An 18,914-nucleotide genomic window follows, 5' to 3' on the forward strand; every position below is an offset into this window, starting at 1 on the left:
GCGCAGGCTTTACCACATTGGCGTGTGCCCGCAACCCGGCACCCTGAAATCCATCCAAAGCGGCTTTACCTCTGGCCTTTTGGCCAAGCTCATTGTAGGCGCTGGCCAAACCTTCAGGAAAGAACGAACATGGACCTGCGAAATATCGCGATCATCGCCCACGTCGACCACGGCAAAACCACCCTCGTGGACGAGCTTTTGAAACAATCCGGCGCGTTCCGCGACAATCAGGCCGTGGCCGAACGGGCCATGGACTCCAATGACCTCGAACGCGAGCGCGGCATCACCATCTTTGCCAAGCCGACCTCGGTCGAATACAAAGGCACGCGGATCAATATCGTCGACACTCCCGGCCACGCCGATTTCGGTGGCGAGGTTGAGCGGATTCTCTCGATGGTTGATGGTGTTGTCCTTCTGGTCGATGCCGCCGAAGGGCCGATGCCGCAAACCAAATTTGTGACCTCCAAGGCGCTGGCGCTTGGCCTTCGCCCAATCGTGGTGCTGAACAAGGTCGACAAACCCGACGCCGAGCCTGATCGCGCGCTGGATGAGTGTTTTGATTTGTTCGCCAGCCTCGATGCCGATGACGATCAACTTGATTTCCCGCATATGTATGCTTCTGGCCGCTCAGGCTGGGCAGACGCCGAGCTGGACGGGCCGCGCAAAGATTTGCACGCGCTCTTCAATCTTATCGTGAACCATGTGCCTGCTCCGCGTCAGTTGGCGCATCAGGACGAAGACTTTTCCATGTTGGCCACCACTCTGGGCTCTGACCCCTTCGTCGGTCGCCTGCTTACCGGGCGCGTTGAAACCGGTCGCCTCAAAGTTGGCGCAACAGTTCAAGCTCTCAGCCGTATCGGCCAAAAAATCGAACAATTCCGTGTAACACGTATCCAAGCCTTCCGTGGCCTTGGCGAACAAGACATCGAAGAAGCCATCGCTGGTGATATCGTTTCGCTTGCGGGCATGTCCAAGGCGACAGTTGCCGACACCATTTGCGCCTTGGCCGTAGACACCGCGCTTGATGCACAACCGATTGATCCGCCGACGATCTCGGTCACCTTCGGAATCAACGACTCCCCGCTTGCCGGGCGCGACGGCAAAAAGGTCCAATCGCGCGTGATCCGCGATCGACTGATGAAAGAAGCCGAATCCAACGTCGCGATCAAGATCACCGACACCCCCGGTGGCGAAGCCTTCGAAGTTGCGGGTCGTGGTGAACTGCAAATGGGCGTTCTGATCGAAAACATGCGCCGCGAGGGGTTCGAGCTCAGTATCTCTCGTCCGCAAGTACTCATGCGCGAAGAGGACGGCAAACGTCTTGAGCCGGTCGAAGAAGTCACCATCGACGTGGATGACGAATACTCCGGCGCTGTGATTGAAAAGCTGACCGGCGCTCGCAAGGGTGAATTGACGGAAATGAAGCCTGCCGGTGCGGGCAAAACCCGGATCATCGCGCATGTGCCCTCCCGTGGTCTGATCGGGTATCATGGCGAATTCCTGACCGACACGCGCGGCACTGGCGTTCTGAACCGTGTCTTCCACGGTTGGACACCGCACAAAGGCTCCATTCCCGGTCGTCGGGCTGGTGTGCTGATTTCGATGGAGAACGGCGAGGCCGTCGCTTACGCGCTCTGGAACCTTGAAGATCGCGGCAAAATGTTCATCTCTCCCCAAGAGAAAATCTACACCGGGATGATCATTGGCGAACACAGCCGCGAAAACGATCTCGAAGTGAACCCGCTCAAGGGGAAGAAGCTCACCAACGTGCGTGCTTCGGGCACCGATGAGGCCGTGCGCCTGACCACGCCGATCACGCTCTCTTTGGAAGAAGCAATCGCTTACATTAACGATGACGAACTGGTTGAGGTCACGCCAAACGCGATCCGTTTGCGCAAGCGGCACCTTGATCCGCACGAACGCAAACGTGCTGCAAAAACCTATTGATATGAGGGCCGGGTTAATCCCCGGCCTTTCTTTTATCTAAGGTAGGGGTCACCCCGCCTCGCGCATCAATCGCTGGTTTCAACCACCATCAATTCACGTTCGCTTGCGCCTTTCGCGTGGGCAAGCGCTGCTTGGTATTCGTCCGAGTGATAGCAGTTCACCGCAGCGTCCACGCTCGGAAACTTCGCCACGACATTGCGCGGACGCTCCTTGCCTTCCAACTGCACGAATTTACCACCACGAGCGATAAATTCTCCACCGTGCTTGGCTATCGCCGGTCCCGCCAATTCCGCGTATTTGCCATAAGCTTCGGCATCCGTCACCGTGACATGTGCGATCCAAAGTGCGCCCATCTTATCCTCCAATTGCGGCTTTTGCCGCCTTGATTGCTGCATCCGCGTTGGCCGCGTCCTTGCCGCCACCCTGCGCCATATCAGGGCGACCGCCACCGCCTTTTCCACCCAACTCTCCAACGGCAGCACGCACAAGATCAACAGCTGACAGGCTATCTGTCAAATCTGCTGTGACCCCGGCGGCGACTGCGGCTTTACCACCCGCATCCGCGATCAACAAAACCGCTCCGCTTTCCAGCCGTTGTTTATGCTCATCAATCAGCGCTGGAAGATCTTTACCCGACACACCGGAAAGGACCTGTGCGAAGAATTTCACGCCGTTAACCTCTTCAGCTTCGGTTCCGCCGCCTTGTCCGGCACCGCCTGACATCGCCAACTCGCGTCGCAACTGTGCCACTTCGTTCTGCAACGCCTTGCGCTCATCCAACAGCGATTTCAATCGTTCAGGCAGCTCTCCTGCCTGCGCTTTCAACGCGCCTGCCAAATCGGCAACCAGCCCGGCTTGCGCTTCCAGATGCTCAAACGCGGCCGCCCCGGTGAGCGCCTCGATACGTCGAACGCCGGCGCTCGACGCACTGTCACTCAGGATGACGCAAACGCCAATGTCCCCGGTCTGCTTCACATGTGTCCCGCCACAAAGCTCGATGGAATACGTCTCCCCGTCCATGCCTTTGCCGGTCGCCGCCGTGCCCATCGACACGACACGAACCTCATCACCGTACTTCTCTCCGAACAATGCCTGCGCACCAATCCCGCGCGCATCATCTGGCGTCATGATCCGTGTGCTGACCGCGCTATTCTGGCGGATGAAGCCATTCACTTCTTCACCCACTTTGCGCAGCTCGTCATTGCTTAACCCCTTGGCGTGGCTGAAATCAAAGCGAAGCCGGTCCTCTGCATTTAGCGACCCTCGCTGGGCCACATGCTCACCTAGATGCACCCGCAACGCCTCGTGCAACAAATGTGTTGCCGAATGGTTGGCTCGTACCTTGCTGCGTCGCGCATGATCTACTTCCAAAGACACAGTATCGCCCACTGACAATCCGCCTTGTTGCGGCACCAATTTATGGGCGATGATCTTGCCGTCAGCAAACTTTTGAACGTCCGATACAGAACAGACATCATCCATGTCGTCCAAGCGCCGGACAAAACCATGGTCGGCCACCTGGCCACCACTTTCGGCGTAAAACGGCGTCTGGTTCAATACGGCCCAGCCCTCTTCTCCCACGGCCAAAGCCTCAACAGACACGCCATCTTTGATTAACGCCAGAACCTGTCCCTCGGCGACTTCTGTGTCATAGCCAAGGAAATCGCTCGCGCCATGCGCATCGGCAACATCGAACCAGTGGGTGGCATCAGCCGCTTCGCCCGACCCTGACCATGCGGCACGCGCTTTGGCCTTTTGCTCGGCCATTGCGGTGTCGAACCCTTCGGTATCAACCTCACGATCCTTTTCGCGCAGCGCATCCTGCGTCAGATCCAGCGGAAAGCCATATGTATCATACAGCTTGAACGCCGCCTCACCGGGCAACGCGGCCCCTTCCGGCAAGCCTGCCAATTCATCATCAAGAAGCTTCAAGCCGCGATCAAGCGTGGTCTTAAACCGGGTCTCTTCCAGTTCCAGCGTCTCCTCAATCAACGCCTGCGCGCGACCAAGCTCGGGATAGGCAGCGCCCATTTGCGACACGAGTGACTTGACCAATTTATGCATTACCGGGTCTTTTGCGCCCAAAAGATGCGCGTGCCGCATCGCCCGTCGCATAATCCGGCGCAGCACATAACCACGCCCGTCGTTGCTAGGCATCACCCCGTCCGCGATCAAGAAACTGGTCGAGCGCAAATGATCCGCGATCACCCGATGGTGGGTCTTACCCGGCCCATCCGGATCGGTGCTTGTCACATCTGCCGAAGCTTCAATCAGCGCGCGGATCAAGTCCGTGGCATAGTTGTCGTTGGTGCCCTGCAACAACGCTGCGACCCGCTCAATCCCCATGCCGGTGTCAATCGACTGCATGTCGAGCGCCTTCATCGAGCCGTCCTCAAACTGCTCGTTCTGCATGAAAACAAGGTTCCAGATTTCCACAAAACGATCGCCATCTTCTTCGGGGCTACCCGGTGGGCCACCCCAAATGTGATCGCCATGATCAAAGAAAATTTCGGTGCAAGGTCCGCATGGACCAGTCGGCCCCATCATCCAGAAATTGTCGTTGGTCGGAATTCGAATGATGCGCTCATCCGGTAGCTCCGCGACTTTTTTCCAAATTTCCGCCGCCTCGTCATCGGTGTGATAGACTGTCACCAACAACTTCTCGGCCGGGATATCCAATTCCTTGGTTATCAGCTCCCAAGCAAAGGGAATGGCGTCAGACTTGAAATAGTCACCAAAGCTGAAATTTCCCAGCATCTCAAAAAACGTATGGTGACGCGCGGTATAACCAACATTGTCGAGATCATTGTGCTTGCCGCCTGCCCTCACGCATTTTTGCGCCGAGGTCGCGCGGTTGTAATCACGCGTCTCAACGCCGGTGAACAGGTTCTTGAACTGCACCATGCCCGAGTTGACAAACATCAACGTCGGGTCGTTGCGCGGCACAAGCGGGGAACTCGGAACAATCTCGTGACCGTTCTTGGCAAAATAGTTCAGGAAGGTTGACCGGATGTCGTTCAGGCTGGGCATGGAGCAGGCCTCTTTTGAGCAGGAAATTGCACGTCAGAAGCGGTTTATCCCCAAGCCTCGCGCCTGTCCATGCACAGGCCACGAAATCAATCGATTTTGCGCAACACGTCCCCGTTTTGGATGGTGCCGTCTTTCTCCACACTGCACAATAGGCCGCGCAAGCGGAGCTTCGGGTGGCCCGGCGCTGTCACCCATTCCTTGGCCGCAGCACCATATCGCACTTTCCATTTCACACATGCCTCGTTGAAAACGTCCGACACCCGCAAAACCGCGCTCCCCGCGCTGAGCAATTGCCCGACAGGCAAGTTTTCTTCGCTCAAATCCATATCCACTATGAATGTATCACCCGGATGCGGCGTATTTTCACGATCACGCCATATCAGATCGAGCACACGCTTTTGCAAAACACAGACCTGAATACCCGGATGCGGCCGCCCATCTTCCAGCTTTAACCAAGGCTCATGCAGCCACCGTTCTCCAGGGATGCCTTCAGCTTGTGTAACCTCGATTTGGTCGACAAACTCACGCGCGTTTCGTCGGGGCCGAAGGCATAACATCTCAATGGCCGCCCCGGATTTCGGAGCGGCCAATATTTCGGGGATCGCCCGGTCAAGGTCTTCGCGACTGACGTGGCTCATTGTCCACCGCCGTTTGCCTTGGGTGCATCAGCCGTCAAGCAACGCATCATCTTCTCCAGAGGCTCCAACCGGCCCATCAAGCATGTCAAACTCGAGCCCATGCGCAGCACGTATCTTGTCTTCGATCTCAAGCGCAATTGACGGGTTTTCCTTCATAAAGGTACGGGCATTTTCACGGCCCTGCCCGATCCGTTCATCCCCATAGGAAAACCATGCGCCAGATTTCTGCACAATTCCTGCAGCAACCCCAAGATCGAGGAGTTCGCCGGTTTTCGAAATCCCCTCACCATAGAGAATATCGAACTCCACTTGGCGGAAAGGAGGCGCAACCTTGTTTTTCACCACTTTCACGCGGGTCTGGTTGCCGATCACCTCATCACGGTCTTTGAGCGCGCCAATCCGGCGAATATCAAGCCGCACCGAAGAGTAAAACTTCAGCGCATTGCCGCCCGTCGTGGTTTCGGGCGAGCCGAACATAACACCGATTTTCATACGGATCTGGTTGATGAAAATCACCATACAATTCGAACGGCTGATCGAACCGGTCAGCTTGCGCATCGCCTGGCTCATCAATCTTGCATGCACGCCGACCGAGCTGTCGCCCATGTCACCTTCAAGCTCGCTCTTTGGCGTCAAAGCAGCGACCGAATCGACCACCACCATGTTGACCGCGCCCGACCGCACAAGTGTGTCGACAATCTCAAGCGCTTGCTCGCCTGTGTCGGGCTGGGAAATCAAAAGCTCGTCAAGGTTCACACCCAACTTCTTGGCATATTGCGGGTCAAGCGCGTGTTCGGCATCAACAAAGGCGCACACACCACCCTTTTTCTGCTCTTCGGCAACCACGTGCAGTGTCAGCGTTGTTTTGCCCGAACTCTCAGGCCCGTAAATCTCAATGATACGCCCTTTGGGCAACCCGCCGATACCAAGCGCGATATCAAGCCCAAGAGAGCCGGTCGGCGTGGATTCAATCTGCTGCACGGCGTTTTCCGCGCCCAGCTTCATGATGGATCCCTTGCCGAATTGCCGCTCAATCTGCGCGAGGGCCGAGATCCAGCGCCTTTTGCTTGTCCGAATTGCTTTTGCTCATTTTGAGAACTTCCGCCGTTGCCATCTTTGTTGCCTTTCTTATTCCACAGCCGCTTCTTGGCAGCAATGCGGAGTTACTTGTTCACCTCTTGTTCTCTATGAGATCAAAAGAGGAACATTTCAACTAAAATTTTTCGTAGCTCCACTTTTTTGCAGAATGGTTAAGGAGTAGTTTACAAAGGATCGATGCGATGCACTTTTTCTGAAAGGCATGAATTTGCTAATATTTTCCAAAGCCCGTTTGGTGGTTTTGTCGGTACCTAAGACCGGCACCACAGCGATCGAAGCCGCGCTTGCCCCCCATGCCGCCATGGCAGTCCTCGATCCTCCCGAGCTGAAGCATGCGCCAGTCTATCGCTACAATCGTTTTTTTCGCCCCATGGTCGAAAAGTTCATCGGCGCCGACGTAGATGTGATGGCTGTCGTTCGCGAACCAAAAAGCTGGCTCGGGTCATGGTACCGATATCGTCAGCGCCCCTTTTTGGACGGCAAGCGCCAATCCACATCCGGGCTCAGTTTTGAGCAATTCGTCGAAGGGTATCTTGGTGAACCTCGCAAAGGGTTTGCCGATGTCGGAAGTCAGGCGAAATTCGTTGAACCGCGCCCCAACGGCACCGAAGTCACCCGCTTATTTCGCTACGAACAACTCGATGATGCCGTGGCCTTCCTTGAAGAACGGTTGGAGTTGAGTATTGAATTGCCGCGCACGAACATCTCCCCCCAAGCCGATTTGTCGCTTTCAAGCGCGCTTGATAAGAAATTGCGCATCGCCTGCGCCGAAGATTTCGCGTTGTGGGACCGAGCGGGATAACTTACTCCGCGTGTCACTACCGATTAATGCAGTTGCTGCCGGATTGTCTCTGTCAGCTCGGTGAGCGAGAAGGGCTTAGGCAGGAAAACTGAATTCGGAATTTCTGTTTTACCCTCGCCAAATGCGTCCTCGGCATAGCCAGAAACAAACACCACGCGCACTTCCGGGCGCACTTCAAGCGCCTTTCGCACCCAACTCGGCCCATCCATGCCCGGCATCACCACGTCAGTTACAAAGATGTCCACGACAAGGTCGGTCTCCTCCAGTGCTTCAAGAGCCTCCTCGGCGGACCCGGCCTCCAGCACAGTATAGCCCTTCAATCTTAGAGCGCGCGACGCAAAAGCACGCACCGGAGCTTCATCCTCGACCAAAAGAATAACCTCGTCACGCTTTGGAGTGGCGGCCACGCCCTCACCAACATCCGACGAATCGTTAGGCGCATCCCGAGACTGTTTCACGCCAAGTTCGAGCGCCTCTTCGCCCCCAATTCCCAAGGGCTCGCGAGGCGCATCCACTTCACTTGCGCAGTCATTCTCACCTAGAATATGAACATCGCCCGGCTTTGCTGTTTCACTTTGGTCATCCGGAGCGAAGGCCGGGAACAACAATGTAAAGGTCGACCCTTTCCCCGGTGTCGAGTCGGCAAATATAAACCCACCGCTTTGCTTGACGATCCCATAAGCGGTCGACAGACCAAGCCCTGTCCCCTCACCCGTGCGCTTGGTCGTATAGAACGGCTCAAAAATCTTCTGCAACTTATCGGCAGGAATGCCGGTGCCTTGATCACAAATTTCAACAGAAACATAATCTCCCGCAGCAAGGGTCGCACGATCGCGTTTGACTGTTCCGTCATAGGTCACGTTCCGAGTCCTCAGGCTTATATCCCCACCCGATGGCATTGCGTCACGCGCGTTGACGACAAGGTTCATCACCACCTGTTCAAGTTGCCGCTTGTCAGCCCGCAACGCGTGCAGCCCCTGCTCGTGATCCAAGGTCAACCGCACGGTTTCTCCAACCAGCCGATTTAACAAATGCGTCAAATCGCTCAGGGTATCGCGCAAATCCAGCACCTCTAGGCGCAGGGTTTGTTTGCGGGAAAACGCCAGCAATTGGCTTACCAACGCGGCAGCACGGTTTGCGTTCTGATTGATCTGCACCAGATCGTTATACCCGGGGTCGCCAGCGTCATGGCGAAGCAACAGAAGATCGCAATGCCCTGAAATTGCGGTCAGCAGATTGTTAAAGTCATGCGCCACCCCACCCGCCAACTGACCTATCGCTTGCATTTTCTGGCTCTGCACAAACTGCGCCTCAAGCGTTTTCAGTTCGGTCGCATCATTTAGCACAGCAATGAGTGCTGTGCCGTTCGCATCCATCGCACGCTTGAGCATAACCTGAACGAAAACCTCGCGGTCCTCTCGCGATACGCGCAAAAATTCCGAACTATGAGTTTCGCGCCCCGCAGCCACTTCGGTCAGCCAGTCAGTAAGCGATCGACCCAGTCCTTCCATCAAGGTAGCAAGATGCAACCCCGTGCAATCGCCGCGCCCCAGAAGGTCACGCGCGAGCCTGTTGGAAAGCAAAACCTCCCCCGTCGTCGCCACCTTGAGCATTGGCACCGGCAGCGCCTCTACATCTTTCCAACCCGGCGTTGAAAGGTCTGCTTCGCCCCCCTGTGGGTTAATCACCTCGGCCGCCTCTGTCGCGGGGGCAAGGATCAATTCCCTGCGCGTGGCTGCCAGGCTGCGTTCGGCGAGGAAGCATTTACGCGGTCCATCGACGGTTCGCACCAGATTGATATCGCCAGTGCGCGGCGCTCCATCCTCGAACAGCCGATCAATGTTCTTGACCCGCTCGCCCACAAGATCGCGCGCGGCGTCATTCATGAAAAGAACTGTTCCGTTGCGCCCAACCGAAACAACCGGAAGAAAACTGCTGTCATTGGCACTCGCCACGGCCATCCGCTCGCCGATCGCTTCGATCCGCCAAAGGTACTGCCCCCGCGAAAGCCGGTGAGTTGACAGACGCACATTGCCACGCCGCGTCACGATGTCTTCACGTGCAGCGCCCGTTTTATCGGCCCGCTTTCGTAGCCTCTGAACCACGGCAAGCGGATTGGCAAACACATCTCCCAGCAACCCGCTCAGGGTCAAAGCATCACCGCGAAACTTGGTTTTGCCCGCCTCATTCACATACCAAAGCTCACCGTCTTCATCGGTGACAAAACACGGCGCTGCATCATGAGCCACGAATTCTGAAATGGTCGCTTGGGCGCGTTTGTTGTTTTGACCAAACACCCAAATGATCACATATATCGCCACCACCAGCGCGATCAGCGTTCCGCCAACCATGCCGAGCACCTGCGCCAACGGCCCGTTTCCACTCCAAAAAGCGGCGCCTGCAAAAAGTGCCGCCATTACCGCGATCAGTGTTGCGCGCGGCTGAAATTGCAATGCCTTGCGTGTCACCTGTCCAGGCGTGAGAGCCGTATACGCCACGAATGAGAACCCCGTTGTCGTTTCTTTTGCCGAGATTGCATCCTAAAGTCTTAAGCTCGCGTTAACCGCGTTGAATTACTTTTTGGAGTTGCTCTTAGGGGAAGCTACTGCCGCTGCAAGTGGGCGGTAAAAAACCCATCCGCCCCCGTATCTAGCGCCCAATGCATGCGATACACTTCTGCCCAGTCTGCATGGCGCGACAAGAACGCGTCAATCCGCCGTTCATTTTCCTGCGCCAAAAGCGAACAGGTCGCATAAGCCAGCGTCCCGCCTTGGGCAACCAGCAGAGCCGCCTCATCAAGGATCTTGTCCTGAACGGCATTCAATTCTTCCAAACGCTCGGGCGTAAACCGCCACTTTGCGTCGGGGTCACGCCGCCATGTTCCACTACCTGAGCAAGGCACATCACACAGCACCAAGTCGAACGGGGCCAACCCCGCCAACGCATCGCTATCAACACATTCAACAACCACCCCTGCCCGCTCTGCACGCGGAGGCAAGTCTCGCATCCGCTTCGGATTGGCGTCATGGGCAAAAAATTGCGCCTCGCCGCGCCCAGCAAGCGCCAGTGTTTTGCCGCCCCCCCCCGCGCAGTAATCCAGCACCCGTGCGCCGTTCGGCACCTCAAGCGCCTCCATTGCGGCCTGACTGGCGGCGTCCTGTAACTCAACCAAACCGTCAAGATATGCCTCGGAACGTGCGACTTTCCGCGCGCCTTCCGTCACGAGCAGAGCGGCGTCGGCCAAATTGAACGGCTCCGAAGTAATTCCCTCAGCCCCAAGGGCATTTATCGCCTGCGTCACATCACCTTTGCGCAGGTTAACCCGCAGGAAAACATCAGCCCGCTGCTTCAGCGGTTCGAGCGCGGATTGAACATCTGCTCCAAACCGCGCCTCAAACGAGCCTAGCATCCAGTCAGGCACCTCTGGCCCGTCATACGACGGACCAACAGTGCTCTCTTCAGGCGTCAAAGGCGCCGGTGAATGGCCCACTCCGTTAAACAGCGCCGCCAGATCACCCCTCTGCAATCGGATCAGCCCGATCATCAAAGCACGGCCACTCTCGCCACCGCCCAAAGCCGCACAGCCTCGCTTCTGGCGCAATACATCATAAACGTGGTCGCGCACTGCGGCCCGGTCTTTCGACCCGGCATAACGCGCCCCACGCGCCCAAGCCGTTAACGCTTTTTCAGCAGGCATAAGTTCACCTACGCGATCAAGACACTCAATCGCAGCCTGAACCCGTGCGCCGGGGGTCACTTAGCCACCCATCCGGTAGTTCGGGCTTTCGCGGGTGATTTGCACATCATGCACATGGCTTTCCTTGAGGCCCGCGCCAGTGATCTTGACGAACTCACAGTTGTTGCGCATCTCCTGCACTGTGGCGCAACCGGTATAGCCCATTGCGGCCCGCAGGCCACCGACCAGTTGGTGGATCACCGCATTGGCGCTGCCTTTGTAAGGCACTTGCCCCTCGATCCCCTCAGGAACCAACTTATCGCTGGCGGCGTCCTTTTGGAAATAGCGGTCGGCCGAGCCACGCGCCATCGCACCAAGGCTGCCCATACCGCGATAGGATTTGAACGTCCGCCCTTGGTAGAGGATCACCTCGCCCGGGCTTTCATCGGTACCGGCGATCATGCTGCCAACCATGGCACAGGACGCGCCCGCGGCTATTGCCTTGGCAAAATCGCCCGAGAATTTGATGCCGCCATCGGCGATGACTGGCACGTCACCCGCGCTTTTGGCACATTCCATGATCGCCGTTAGCTGCGGTACACCCACACCGGCCACCATCCGCGTCGTACAAATGCTGCCTGGCCCGATGCCCACCTTGATCGCGTCGGCACCTGCGTCAACCAAAGCCCGCACGGCCTCCCCGGTGGCCACATTCCCGGCGATGACCTGAACTTCATTCGACAAGGTCTTGGCGCGTTTTACGGCCTCGATAACCCCCTCGGAATGGCCATGCGCGGTATCAACCACGATAATATCCACCCCGGCATCGACCAACGCCTCGGACCGCTCATACCCAGAATCACCAACCGAAGAGGCCGCGGCAACGCGCAAACGTCCCAGCTGGTCCTTGCAAGCGGTTGGGTTCAACACCGCTTGCTCAGTGTCTTTCAACGTCAGCAGCCCGGTCAGCTTGCCCTTGCCATCATGCACCAGAAGCTTTTCGATCCGGCGCGACCGCATCAGGCTCTTGGCCTGATCCAGATCAGCAGGTTCGGCGAGCATGGCAAGGTCGTTTGACGTCATTACGGCACTCACCGGCATGTCGTCACTGGTGGCAAAACGCATGTCGCGGTTTGTAAGTATCCCGACAATCCGGCCCGCCTCGTCCACCACCGGAAAACCGGTGAAATTATAGCGCTCGACCAAGGCCTTGGCGTCGGCAATGGTCTGATCCTTGCGCAGGGTCACCGGGTTATAAACAATGCCGCTTACAAACCGTTTTACCCGGCGCACTTCGCGCGATTGCTCTTCGACGCTCAGGTTTTTGTGGATCACTCCCATGCCGCCGGCTTGCGCCATGGCAATCGCCATACGTGCTTCGGTCACCGTGTCCATGGCGCTCGACAATAGCGGGATATTTAAGTCGATCGCGCGTGTCACATGCGTGCGCGTGTCAGCGGTGCTGGGAAGCACATTGGACGCGGCAGGAACGAGCAAAACATCATCGAAGGTCAGGGCCTCACGAATCTCCATCGGGCATCTCCATGATCCGGGGTCGTTTGGCGGTTCCCTATCTCATGGATGGATGCCGGGGAAAGCCTAATTCGCGGCTTGATAGAACCAACAAACCGAGTCACGCTCCAGTCAATCGCAATGAAAGGCAGGCCATGACAGCCAATAGCTATGATTCCGGTCGCCTCAACCTGCCATTCGTCGGCATCGCCACGTTCGGCAAACGCCCCTATGTCGAAGACTGGAACAGGATTGAGGCCGACGTTGCCATCCTTGGTGCCCCGTATGACTTTGGCACGCAATGGCGCTCCGGTGCGCGCTTTGGCCCACGCGCAATACGCGAGGCGTCCACTTTGTTCAGCTTCGGTCACGCCGGCGCGTATGACCATGAAGATGACGCCACCTACCTGCCCGGCTCGGTCCGTATTGTCGATATGGGCGACGCCGACATTGTTCACACCGATACGCTCAAATCTCACGCCAATATTGAAACAGGTGTACGCGCCGCCCTCGCGGCCGGGGCCTTGCCTGTGACCATTGGTGGCGACCATTCCATCAACATCCCCTGCATCAATGCGTTTGACGATCAGGGCGACATCCACATCCTGCAAATCGACGCGCATCTCGACTTCGTGGATGAGCGGCATGGCGTGCGCTTCGGTCATGGCAATCCAATGCGCCGCGCCGCCGAAAAACCCTATGTTACGGGCTTGACCCAAGTCGGCATTCGCAACGTCAGCTCGACCGCCAAAGACGGTTATGCCGATGCCCGCGACATGGGGTCTGATATCCTTTCCGTCCGCCAAACCCGCAAGCTCGGAGCAGAAGGCCTGCTCGCGCGTATTCCGAAAGGGGCGCGGCTTTATATCACGATCGACATAGATGCGTTTTGCCCCTCTATCGCGCCCGGCACCGGGACGCCTTCGCATGGCGGGTTCCTCTATTACGAAGTGCTGGAGCTTCTCCAAGGCGCCGCCCAAAATCATGAGATTGTTGGCCTCGATCTTGTCGAAGTCGCGCCCGATTATGATCCAACCGGCAGCACCTCGATCCTCGCTGCGCAACTTCTGCTCAATACGCTGGGCTTTATCTTCCATGCACGTAGCTTAGGCTAGATCAATGGTCTCGCCCGCACCTCTCCCCACAAAGGCGTTGCTGCAGACCTACGCGGTTCGCCCTGAGTGTTATACCGATTGTTTCGTAACCGAGGTCGCAAATACCGTGACCTTCGCCGACTACGTCACAGCCTTCTACAACACTCCTCTATTCAAGCTCGAACGCCTGATCCTGCGCATAACTGTCAAACGCCCATCAACCGACGCTGACGTCATCGCGCTGGCCCAAGGCGAAACCGACAGTTTCGCCGCATGGACCGTTGAGGCGCGCGCAGACGCTCAAATATTGCTTTGCGATCTTAGCGGCGCAACCCGGTCTTGGCTGATGCTCGCGCACGACGACACGACAACCCGACTGTTCTTCGGCTCTGCCGTTGTCCCTCGTGATGGCGCGAAAGGTATGGGGCTTTCGTTTCGCCTTCTTCTTGGCGCGCACAAACTCTACTCCCGCGCCCTGCTGGCCTCTGCCAGCCGACGCCTTCATAGAATTCGCTAACGGATTTTGTCACAAAATCCGGCCCGTTTTCCGTCGCGGAAAACCGCGTGGGGCCAACCGCGGCACTCCCAAAATCCGTGAGGGATTTTGGACCGAATTTCGTGACGAAATTCGCCCTGCTGAGGGTAAATGACGCATCGGGAAAAGATAATGCCGCTCTGCATCTTTCGCCTGCTGTGAAACACCCTATTGTCGGGCCAACGCAGCACAAGGCCGGCACAGGACATGAGCAAAGATCCCCTCGTCATATTCACCCCTTCAGGCAAACGCGGCCATTTCCCGCAAGGCACTCCTGTTCTCACCGCTGCACGACAGCTCGGTGTCGACCTTGATTCCGTTTGCGGCGGGCGCGGCATCTGCTCGAAATGCCAGATCACACCGTCCTACGGCGAATTCCCTAAACACGGGTTAACCGTCGCCGAAGATGCACTCTCTGAGTGGAACGCCGTCGAACAGCGCTATGACGACAAACGCGGGCTCAAATCGGGCCGCCGCCTCGGGTGTCAGGCCAAGATCATGCGCGACATTGTAATTGACGTTCCCCCTGACTCGCAGGTCCACAAGCAGGTGGTGCGCAAACGCGCCGAAGTGCGCGACATCACCATGAACCCTTCAGTCAAACTGTTCTATGTCGAGGTCCAAGAACCCGATATGCACGAGCCCTCAGGTGATCTGGAACGCTTGGTATCGGCCATAGAAGCCGACTGGAATATCAAAGCCCTAGGCGCCGATCTTCACATTCTGCATTCGTTACAATCCACGCTTCGCAAAGGCGCGTGGAAAGTCACCGCCGCAGTCCATCTAGGCGACGGAGAAAACCCAGCCAAGATCATGCACCTCTGGCCTGGATACTACGACGGGGCCATTTACGGCCTCGCCGTTGATCTCGGCTCCACCACCATCGCTGCGCACCTATGCGATCTGCAAACAGGCGAAGTTGTCGGCTCTTCCGGCATCATGAACCCGCAAATCCGCTTTGGCGAAGACCTAATGAGCCGCGTGTCTTATTCGATGATGAACGACGGTGGTGCCCGCGAAATGACAGCCGCCGTACGCGACGGCATGAATGCGCTTTTCGACCAGATTTCCGAAGAAACCGGTGTCGACAAAACCCTCATTATGGATGCAGTGTTCGTTTGCAATCCGGTGATGCACCACCTCTTTCTAGGCATTGATCCATACGAGCTGGGACAGGCTCCTTTCGCGCTGGCCACCTCCAATGCGCTGCACCTAAGTGCGAGCGATCTTGATCTCGAATTGCACCCTGCCGCACGCACCTACATCTTGCCTTGCATTGCGGGACATGTCGGCGCCGATGCCGCTGCTGTGGCTCTTTCCGAAGCGCCGGACAAATCTGAAGACCTCGTTCTTGTTGTCGATGTCGGCACCAATGCCGAAATCTTGTTGGGCAACCGCGACAAAGTGCTCGCCTGCTCCTCTCCCACAGGCCCCGCCTTCGAAGGTGCGCAGATCAGCTCCGGTCAACGCGCCGCCCCCGGCGCCATCGAACGGGTCGAAATTGACCCTGTGACCAAAGAACCCCGGTTCCGGGTGATCGGCTCGGATATCTGGTCAGACGAGCCCGGCTTTGACGCCGCCATCGCCACAACCGGTATCACCGGCGTCTGTGGCTCCGGTATTATCGAGATGGTTGCCGAAATGCGTATGGCCGGCATCGTCGATGCACCCGGCCTGATCGGCTCACCCGACCAAACAGGAACCCTGCGCTGCGTTCTTGACGGGCGGACCTATTCTTATCTCGTCTGGGATGGCACCGCCGACGGCGGCCCGCGCATCACCGTGACAAACCGCGACATTCGCGAAATCCAAATGGCCAAGGCGGCGCTTTATTCCGGCGCACGCTTGTTAATGGATAAATTCGGCGTCGACACTGTGGACCGTATCGTGCTCGCCGGGGCGTTCGGGGCACATATCTCTCCGAAACACGCCATGGTCCTTGGCATGATCCCCGATTGCACCTTGGACAAAGTCACCTCCGCCGGGAATGCCGCCGGAACCGGCGCGCGCATTGCCCTGCTCAACACGCTGGCCCGCGGCGAGATTGAAGAAACCGTGCACCGCATCCACAAGATCGAAACCGCAGTCGAACCGCGTTTTCAGGAACATTTTGTCAACGCCTCGGCAATTCCGAATGCGGTTGAACCCTTCCCAATTCTGCAAAGCATCGTCACCCTGCCAACGGCAACGTTCAATACCGGCGGCGATGGCGGCGAAGGGGGATCTGGACGGCGCAGACGGCGGCGCGGGTAAACGTCACAGCGCCAACGCCACCGCATAATTATGGCCTGCATAAACATGGCCCTGCGATCCGTTTGTATCCTTCCAAATCTCACCTATGCCACGAACGCATTGATTTCCCGCGATCATTGCTTAACCTGACGGATGGAACCCACCGCTCAAACCGCTCAGGTCAAGTCGCTCAGGCAATGTCACTTCGGCCAAATTCAACCAGTTGCTCCCCGTTGAAAAGGATCACCCCATGCTCATCCACCGCGCCGGATCGCGCCCGTCTCAATCACCTAATCCCGACTATTTCACCGGCACCGTACGCATGGACCCGATCCATTCGGCCGATGCCCCGGCCCGCGTCAATACCGTCACCGTCACGTTTGAACCCGGCGCGCGCACGGCTTGGCACACACACCCCTATGGGCAAACGCTGATCGTGATCTCTGGCAAAGGCCGCGCCGCGACTCGTGGTGGTAAGGTTCAGGAGTTCTTTCCCGGCGATGTGCTCTGGTTTTCGCCGGGCGAAGAACACTGGCACGGTGCCTCTCCTGACACCGCGATGACCCACATCGCAGTACAGGAAAAACACGACGACAGCGCCGCCGACTGGCTCGAAAAAGTGACCGAGGCCGACTACCTTGCCACCTCTTGACCAGCCCCCCCGCCTTGCCATCATCGGATTTGGCCCGCGCGGGCTCGGCGCGCTCGAGGCGCTGATGCGGCATTGGGGCAATGCACCACTGCAGATCGACATCTTTGATCCGGCCTCTGATCCCGGTGCCGGACCGAACTTCGCATTGGATGAACCTGCGCTTTGCCTCCTCAATATCCCGCTGCGCGCGATTGACCTGCCATCACCACCGGGTACGGCCTTCCCTGATGCGCAGAGCCGCCTCGCCGAACGACATGACGATGCCAATGCATTCCCGCCTCGGGCCGACCTCGGTGTGTACCTCTCCGACCGATTAAACCACTTGCTTCGCCACCTGCCCGCAACAATCACGATCACCTTCCACGGCACCAAAGCACAGGCACTTGCCCCATGCTCAAGCGCCCATATGCAATGGAACGTCACAGCCGACAATCAAACCCACGGCCCATACACCGAGGTCCTCCTCACCCAAGGTCAGCCCGCCACAGCCCCCGACGAACAGCGCCTCTCATGGCAGGATCACGCCGCAAGCAGTGGCGCGATCTTTACCGCTGCCTATCCGGCCAAAGCTCTCCTTACTGCAGCGCAAGGCTGGCATGGCAAATCCGTCGCTATCCGTGGTCTCGCCCTTTCTGCCTTTGACATGATCCGCCTGCTCTCAAGCGGGCTCGGCGGCAGCTTTGCCAACGGCACCTACCATCCTTCGAGCCGCGAACCCGCCCGTATCCTGCCGTTTTCACTCGATGGCCGCCCACCTGCGCCGAAACCCGCAACCGGTGCGCTTGATGCGTCGTTCGATCCACCGCGCCACACAACAACCCGCTTTCGCGCGGCATGTCAGACCGGCGTTATGAACACGCCGAGCGCTGCGCTCGACACGTTAACTGCCCCGCTCGCTGACGCCGCAAAAGCCGTGCTCGCCCGACTTGGCGAACCCACCGGCCTCACCGCAATCGAAGACTGGCTCATGACTGAACGTGAGAGCCCCGGCGCACAGGAAGCCGCGACACCGCGCGATTTCCTTGAGCTATCCATCGCCATGGCCGAAGGCACGCGCCCGCCCTCGATTGGCTACGCCGTGGGCCAAATCTGGCGCAAATGGCAGGGCATTTTGCGCACGGCGTATCTCTCTCGCTCTCTCGCGGGGGATACTGCTGGCGCTCTTACCGGTTTTGATGACGCGCTCAAACGGTATTCCTATGGCCCGCCAATCCGTGCCGCCCACGAATTGCAAGGCCTTATTCGTCACGGGCTCGTCGATCTGCGCGCTGTAAAAGACCCCGACATCACGCTCACGACTGACGGCTGGTCGTTGGAAGAGGGCAACGATACCCTGCGCGCCGACATTATAATTGACGCGGTTCTGCCCGGACCCGACCTACAACAGATCACCGATCCCTTAATCTGCGGCCTCCGTAGTTCCGGTCATCTCACGCCGCTTGCCTCCGGCCTCGCCGCCGCAACGCATCCCAATGGACAGGCGCTGGGCCGTGATGGCAGCACTCAAACCGGTCTTTGTGTCCTTGGTCGTATGACGCAGGGAAGCACAATTGCCGTCGACTCGATCCATGATTGCTTTGGCCCCGCAACCCGTCTTTGGGCTGCGGATGCTGCACAACGCCTCTGCGCCCGCATGCGCAAAAGTTGATTTTTCCCGCGCCCGGTGCTTTGCTGGCGGCATTATCAAACAGCATTTGA

The 18,914-nt window shown here is 57.8% G+C and carries 13 protein-coding genes and 1 pseudogene; 7 read left to right on the forward strand and 7 right to left on the reverse strand.

Features of this window, described 5'->3' with window-relative positions; genetic code table 11:
- Positions 1-129 precede the first annotated feature (129 nt).
- Positions 130-1,947 carry a translational GTPase TypA gene (gene typA, locus N4R57_10190; GenBank protein UYV39333.1) on the forward strand — a complete coding sequence of 606 codons (1,818 nt, stop codon included), beginning with the start codon at positions 130-132 and terminating at the stop codon, positions 1,945-1,947.
- Between the two features lie 65 nt (positions 1,948-2,012).
- On the opposite strand, the gene N4R57_10195 is transcribed toward typA, so the two are convergent.
- The 4 genes and pseudogenes from N4R57_10195 to recA form a co-directional block, all read right to left on the reverse strand.
- Positions 2,013-2,300, reverse strand: a complete 288-nt coding sequence (locus tag N4R57_10195) for a DUF1330 domain-containing protein (protein ID UYV39334.1) — start codon at positions 2,298-2,300, stop codon at positions 2,013-2,015.
- A 1-nt stretch (position 2,301) separates the two neighbouring features.
- A complete protein-coding gene (gene alaS, locus N4R57_10200) occupies positions 2,302-4,977 on the reverse strand; it encodes an alanine--tRNA ligase (protein ID UYV39335.1) in 2,676 nt (891 codons plus the stop codon).
- An 86-nt stretch (positions 4,978-5,063) separates the two neighbouring features.
- Positions 5,064-5,615 (reverse strand): hypothetical protein, encoded by a 552-nt coding sequence (locus tag N4R57_10205; GenBank protein ID UYV39336.1) that lies wholly within the window; start codon positions 5,613-5,615, stop codon positions 5,064-5,066.
- Between the two features lie 27 nt (positions 5,616-5,642).
- Positions 5,643-6,705: pseudogene (recA, locus tag N4R57_10210) on the reverse strand (recombinase RecA).
- Positions 6,706-6,921: 216 nt separating this feature from the next.
- On the opposite strand from recA, the gene N4R57_10215 reads away from it, so the two are divergent.
- A complete protein-coding gene (locus tag N4R57_10215) occupies positions 6,922-7,515 on the forward strand; it encodes a gamma-glutamyl kinase (protein UYV39553.1) in 594 nt (197 codons plus the stop codon).
- A gap of 23 nt (positions 7,516-7,538) precedes the next feature.
- On the opposite strand, the gene N4R57_10220 is transcribed toward N4R57_10215, so the two are convergent.
- The 3 genes from N4R57_10220 to guaB form a co-directional block, all read right to left on the reverse strand.
- Positions 7,539-9,932, reverse strand: coding sequence for an ATP-binding protein (locus N4R57_10220; protein UYV39337.1), 2,394 nt, complete (start codon positions 9,930-9,932; stop codon positions 7,539-7,541).
- 185 nt (positions 9,933-10,117) lie between these two features.
- Positions 10,118-11,212 (reverse strand): RsmB/NOP family class I SAM-dependent RNA methyltransferase, encoded by a 1,095-nt coding sequence (locus N4R57_10225; protein UYV39338.1) that lies wholly within the window; start codon positions 11,210-11,212, stop codon positions 10,118-10,120.
- 60 nt (positions 11,213-11,272) lie between these two features.
- Positions 11,273-12,724, reverse strand: a complete 1,452-nt coding sequence (guaB, locus tag N4R57_10230; protein UYV39339.1) for an IMP dehydrogenase — start codon at positions 12,722-12,724, stop codon at positions 11,273-11,275.
- A gap of 134 nt (positions 12,725-12,858) precedes the next feature.
- Between guaB and N4R57_10235 the strand changes: the two genes are divergently transcribed.
- From N4R57_10235 to N4R57_10255, 5 genes are all read left to right on the forward strand, one after another.
- The gene (locus tag N4R57_10235; GenBank protein ID UYV39340.1) at positions 12,859-13,818 is read left to right on the forward strand and encodes an agmatinase; all 960 of its coding nucleotides are present in this window, start codon (positions 12,859-12,861) and stop codon (positions 13,816-13,818) included.
- 37 nt (positions 13,819-13,855) lie between these two features.
- Positions 13,856-14,314 (forward strand): hypothetical protein, encoded by a 459-nt coding sequence (locus N4R57_10240; GenBank protein UYV39341.1) that lies wholly within the window; start codon positions 13,856-13,858, stop codon positions 14,312-14,314.
- Between the two features lie 225 nt (positions 14,315-14,539).
- Positions 14,540-16,585: an ASKHA domain-containing protein gene (locus tag N4R57_10245; GenBank protein UYV39342.1), complete on the forward strand. Its 2,046-nt coding sequence runs from the start codon at positions 14,540-14,542 to the stop codon at positions 16,583-16,585.
- 229 nt (positions 16,586-16,814) lie between these two features.
- Positions 16,815-17,216 (forward strand): cupin domain-containing protein, encoded by a 402-nt coding sequence (locus tag N4R57_10250; GenBank protein UYV39343.1) that lies wholly within the window; start codon positions 16,815-16,817, stop codon positions 17,214-17,216.
- Positions 17,203-18,864 (forward strand): FAD/NAD(P)-binding protein, encoded by a 1,662-nt coding sequence (locus N4R57_10255; GenBank protein ID UYV39344.1) that lies wholly within the window; start codon positions 17,203-17,205, stop codon positions 18,862-18,864. The genes N4R57_10250 and N4R57_10255 overlap by 14 nt, the downstream gene beginning before the upstream one ends.
- Positions 18,865-18,914: the final 50 nt, after the last annotated feature.

The organism is Rhodobacteraceae bacterium D3-12, assembly GCA_025916135.1.
In the GTDB taxonomy this organism is placed as follows: Bacteria; Pseudomonadota; Alphaproteobacteria; order Rhodobacterales; family Rhodobacteraceae; genus JAKGBX01.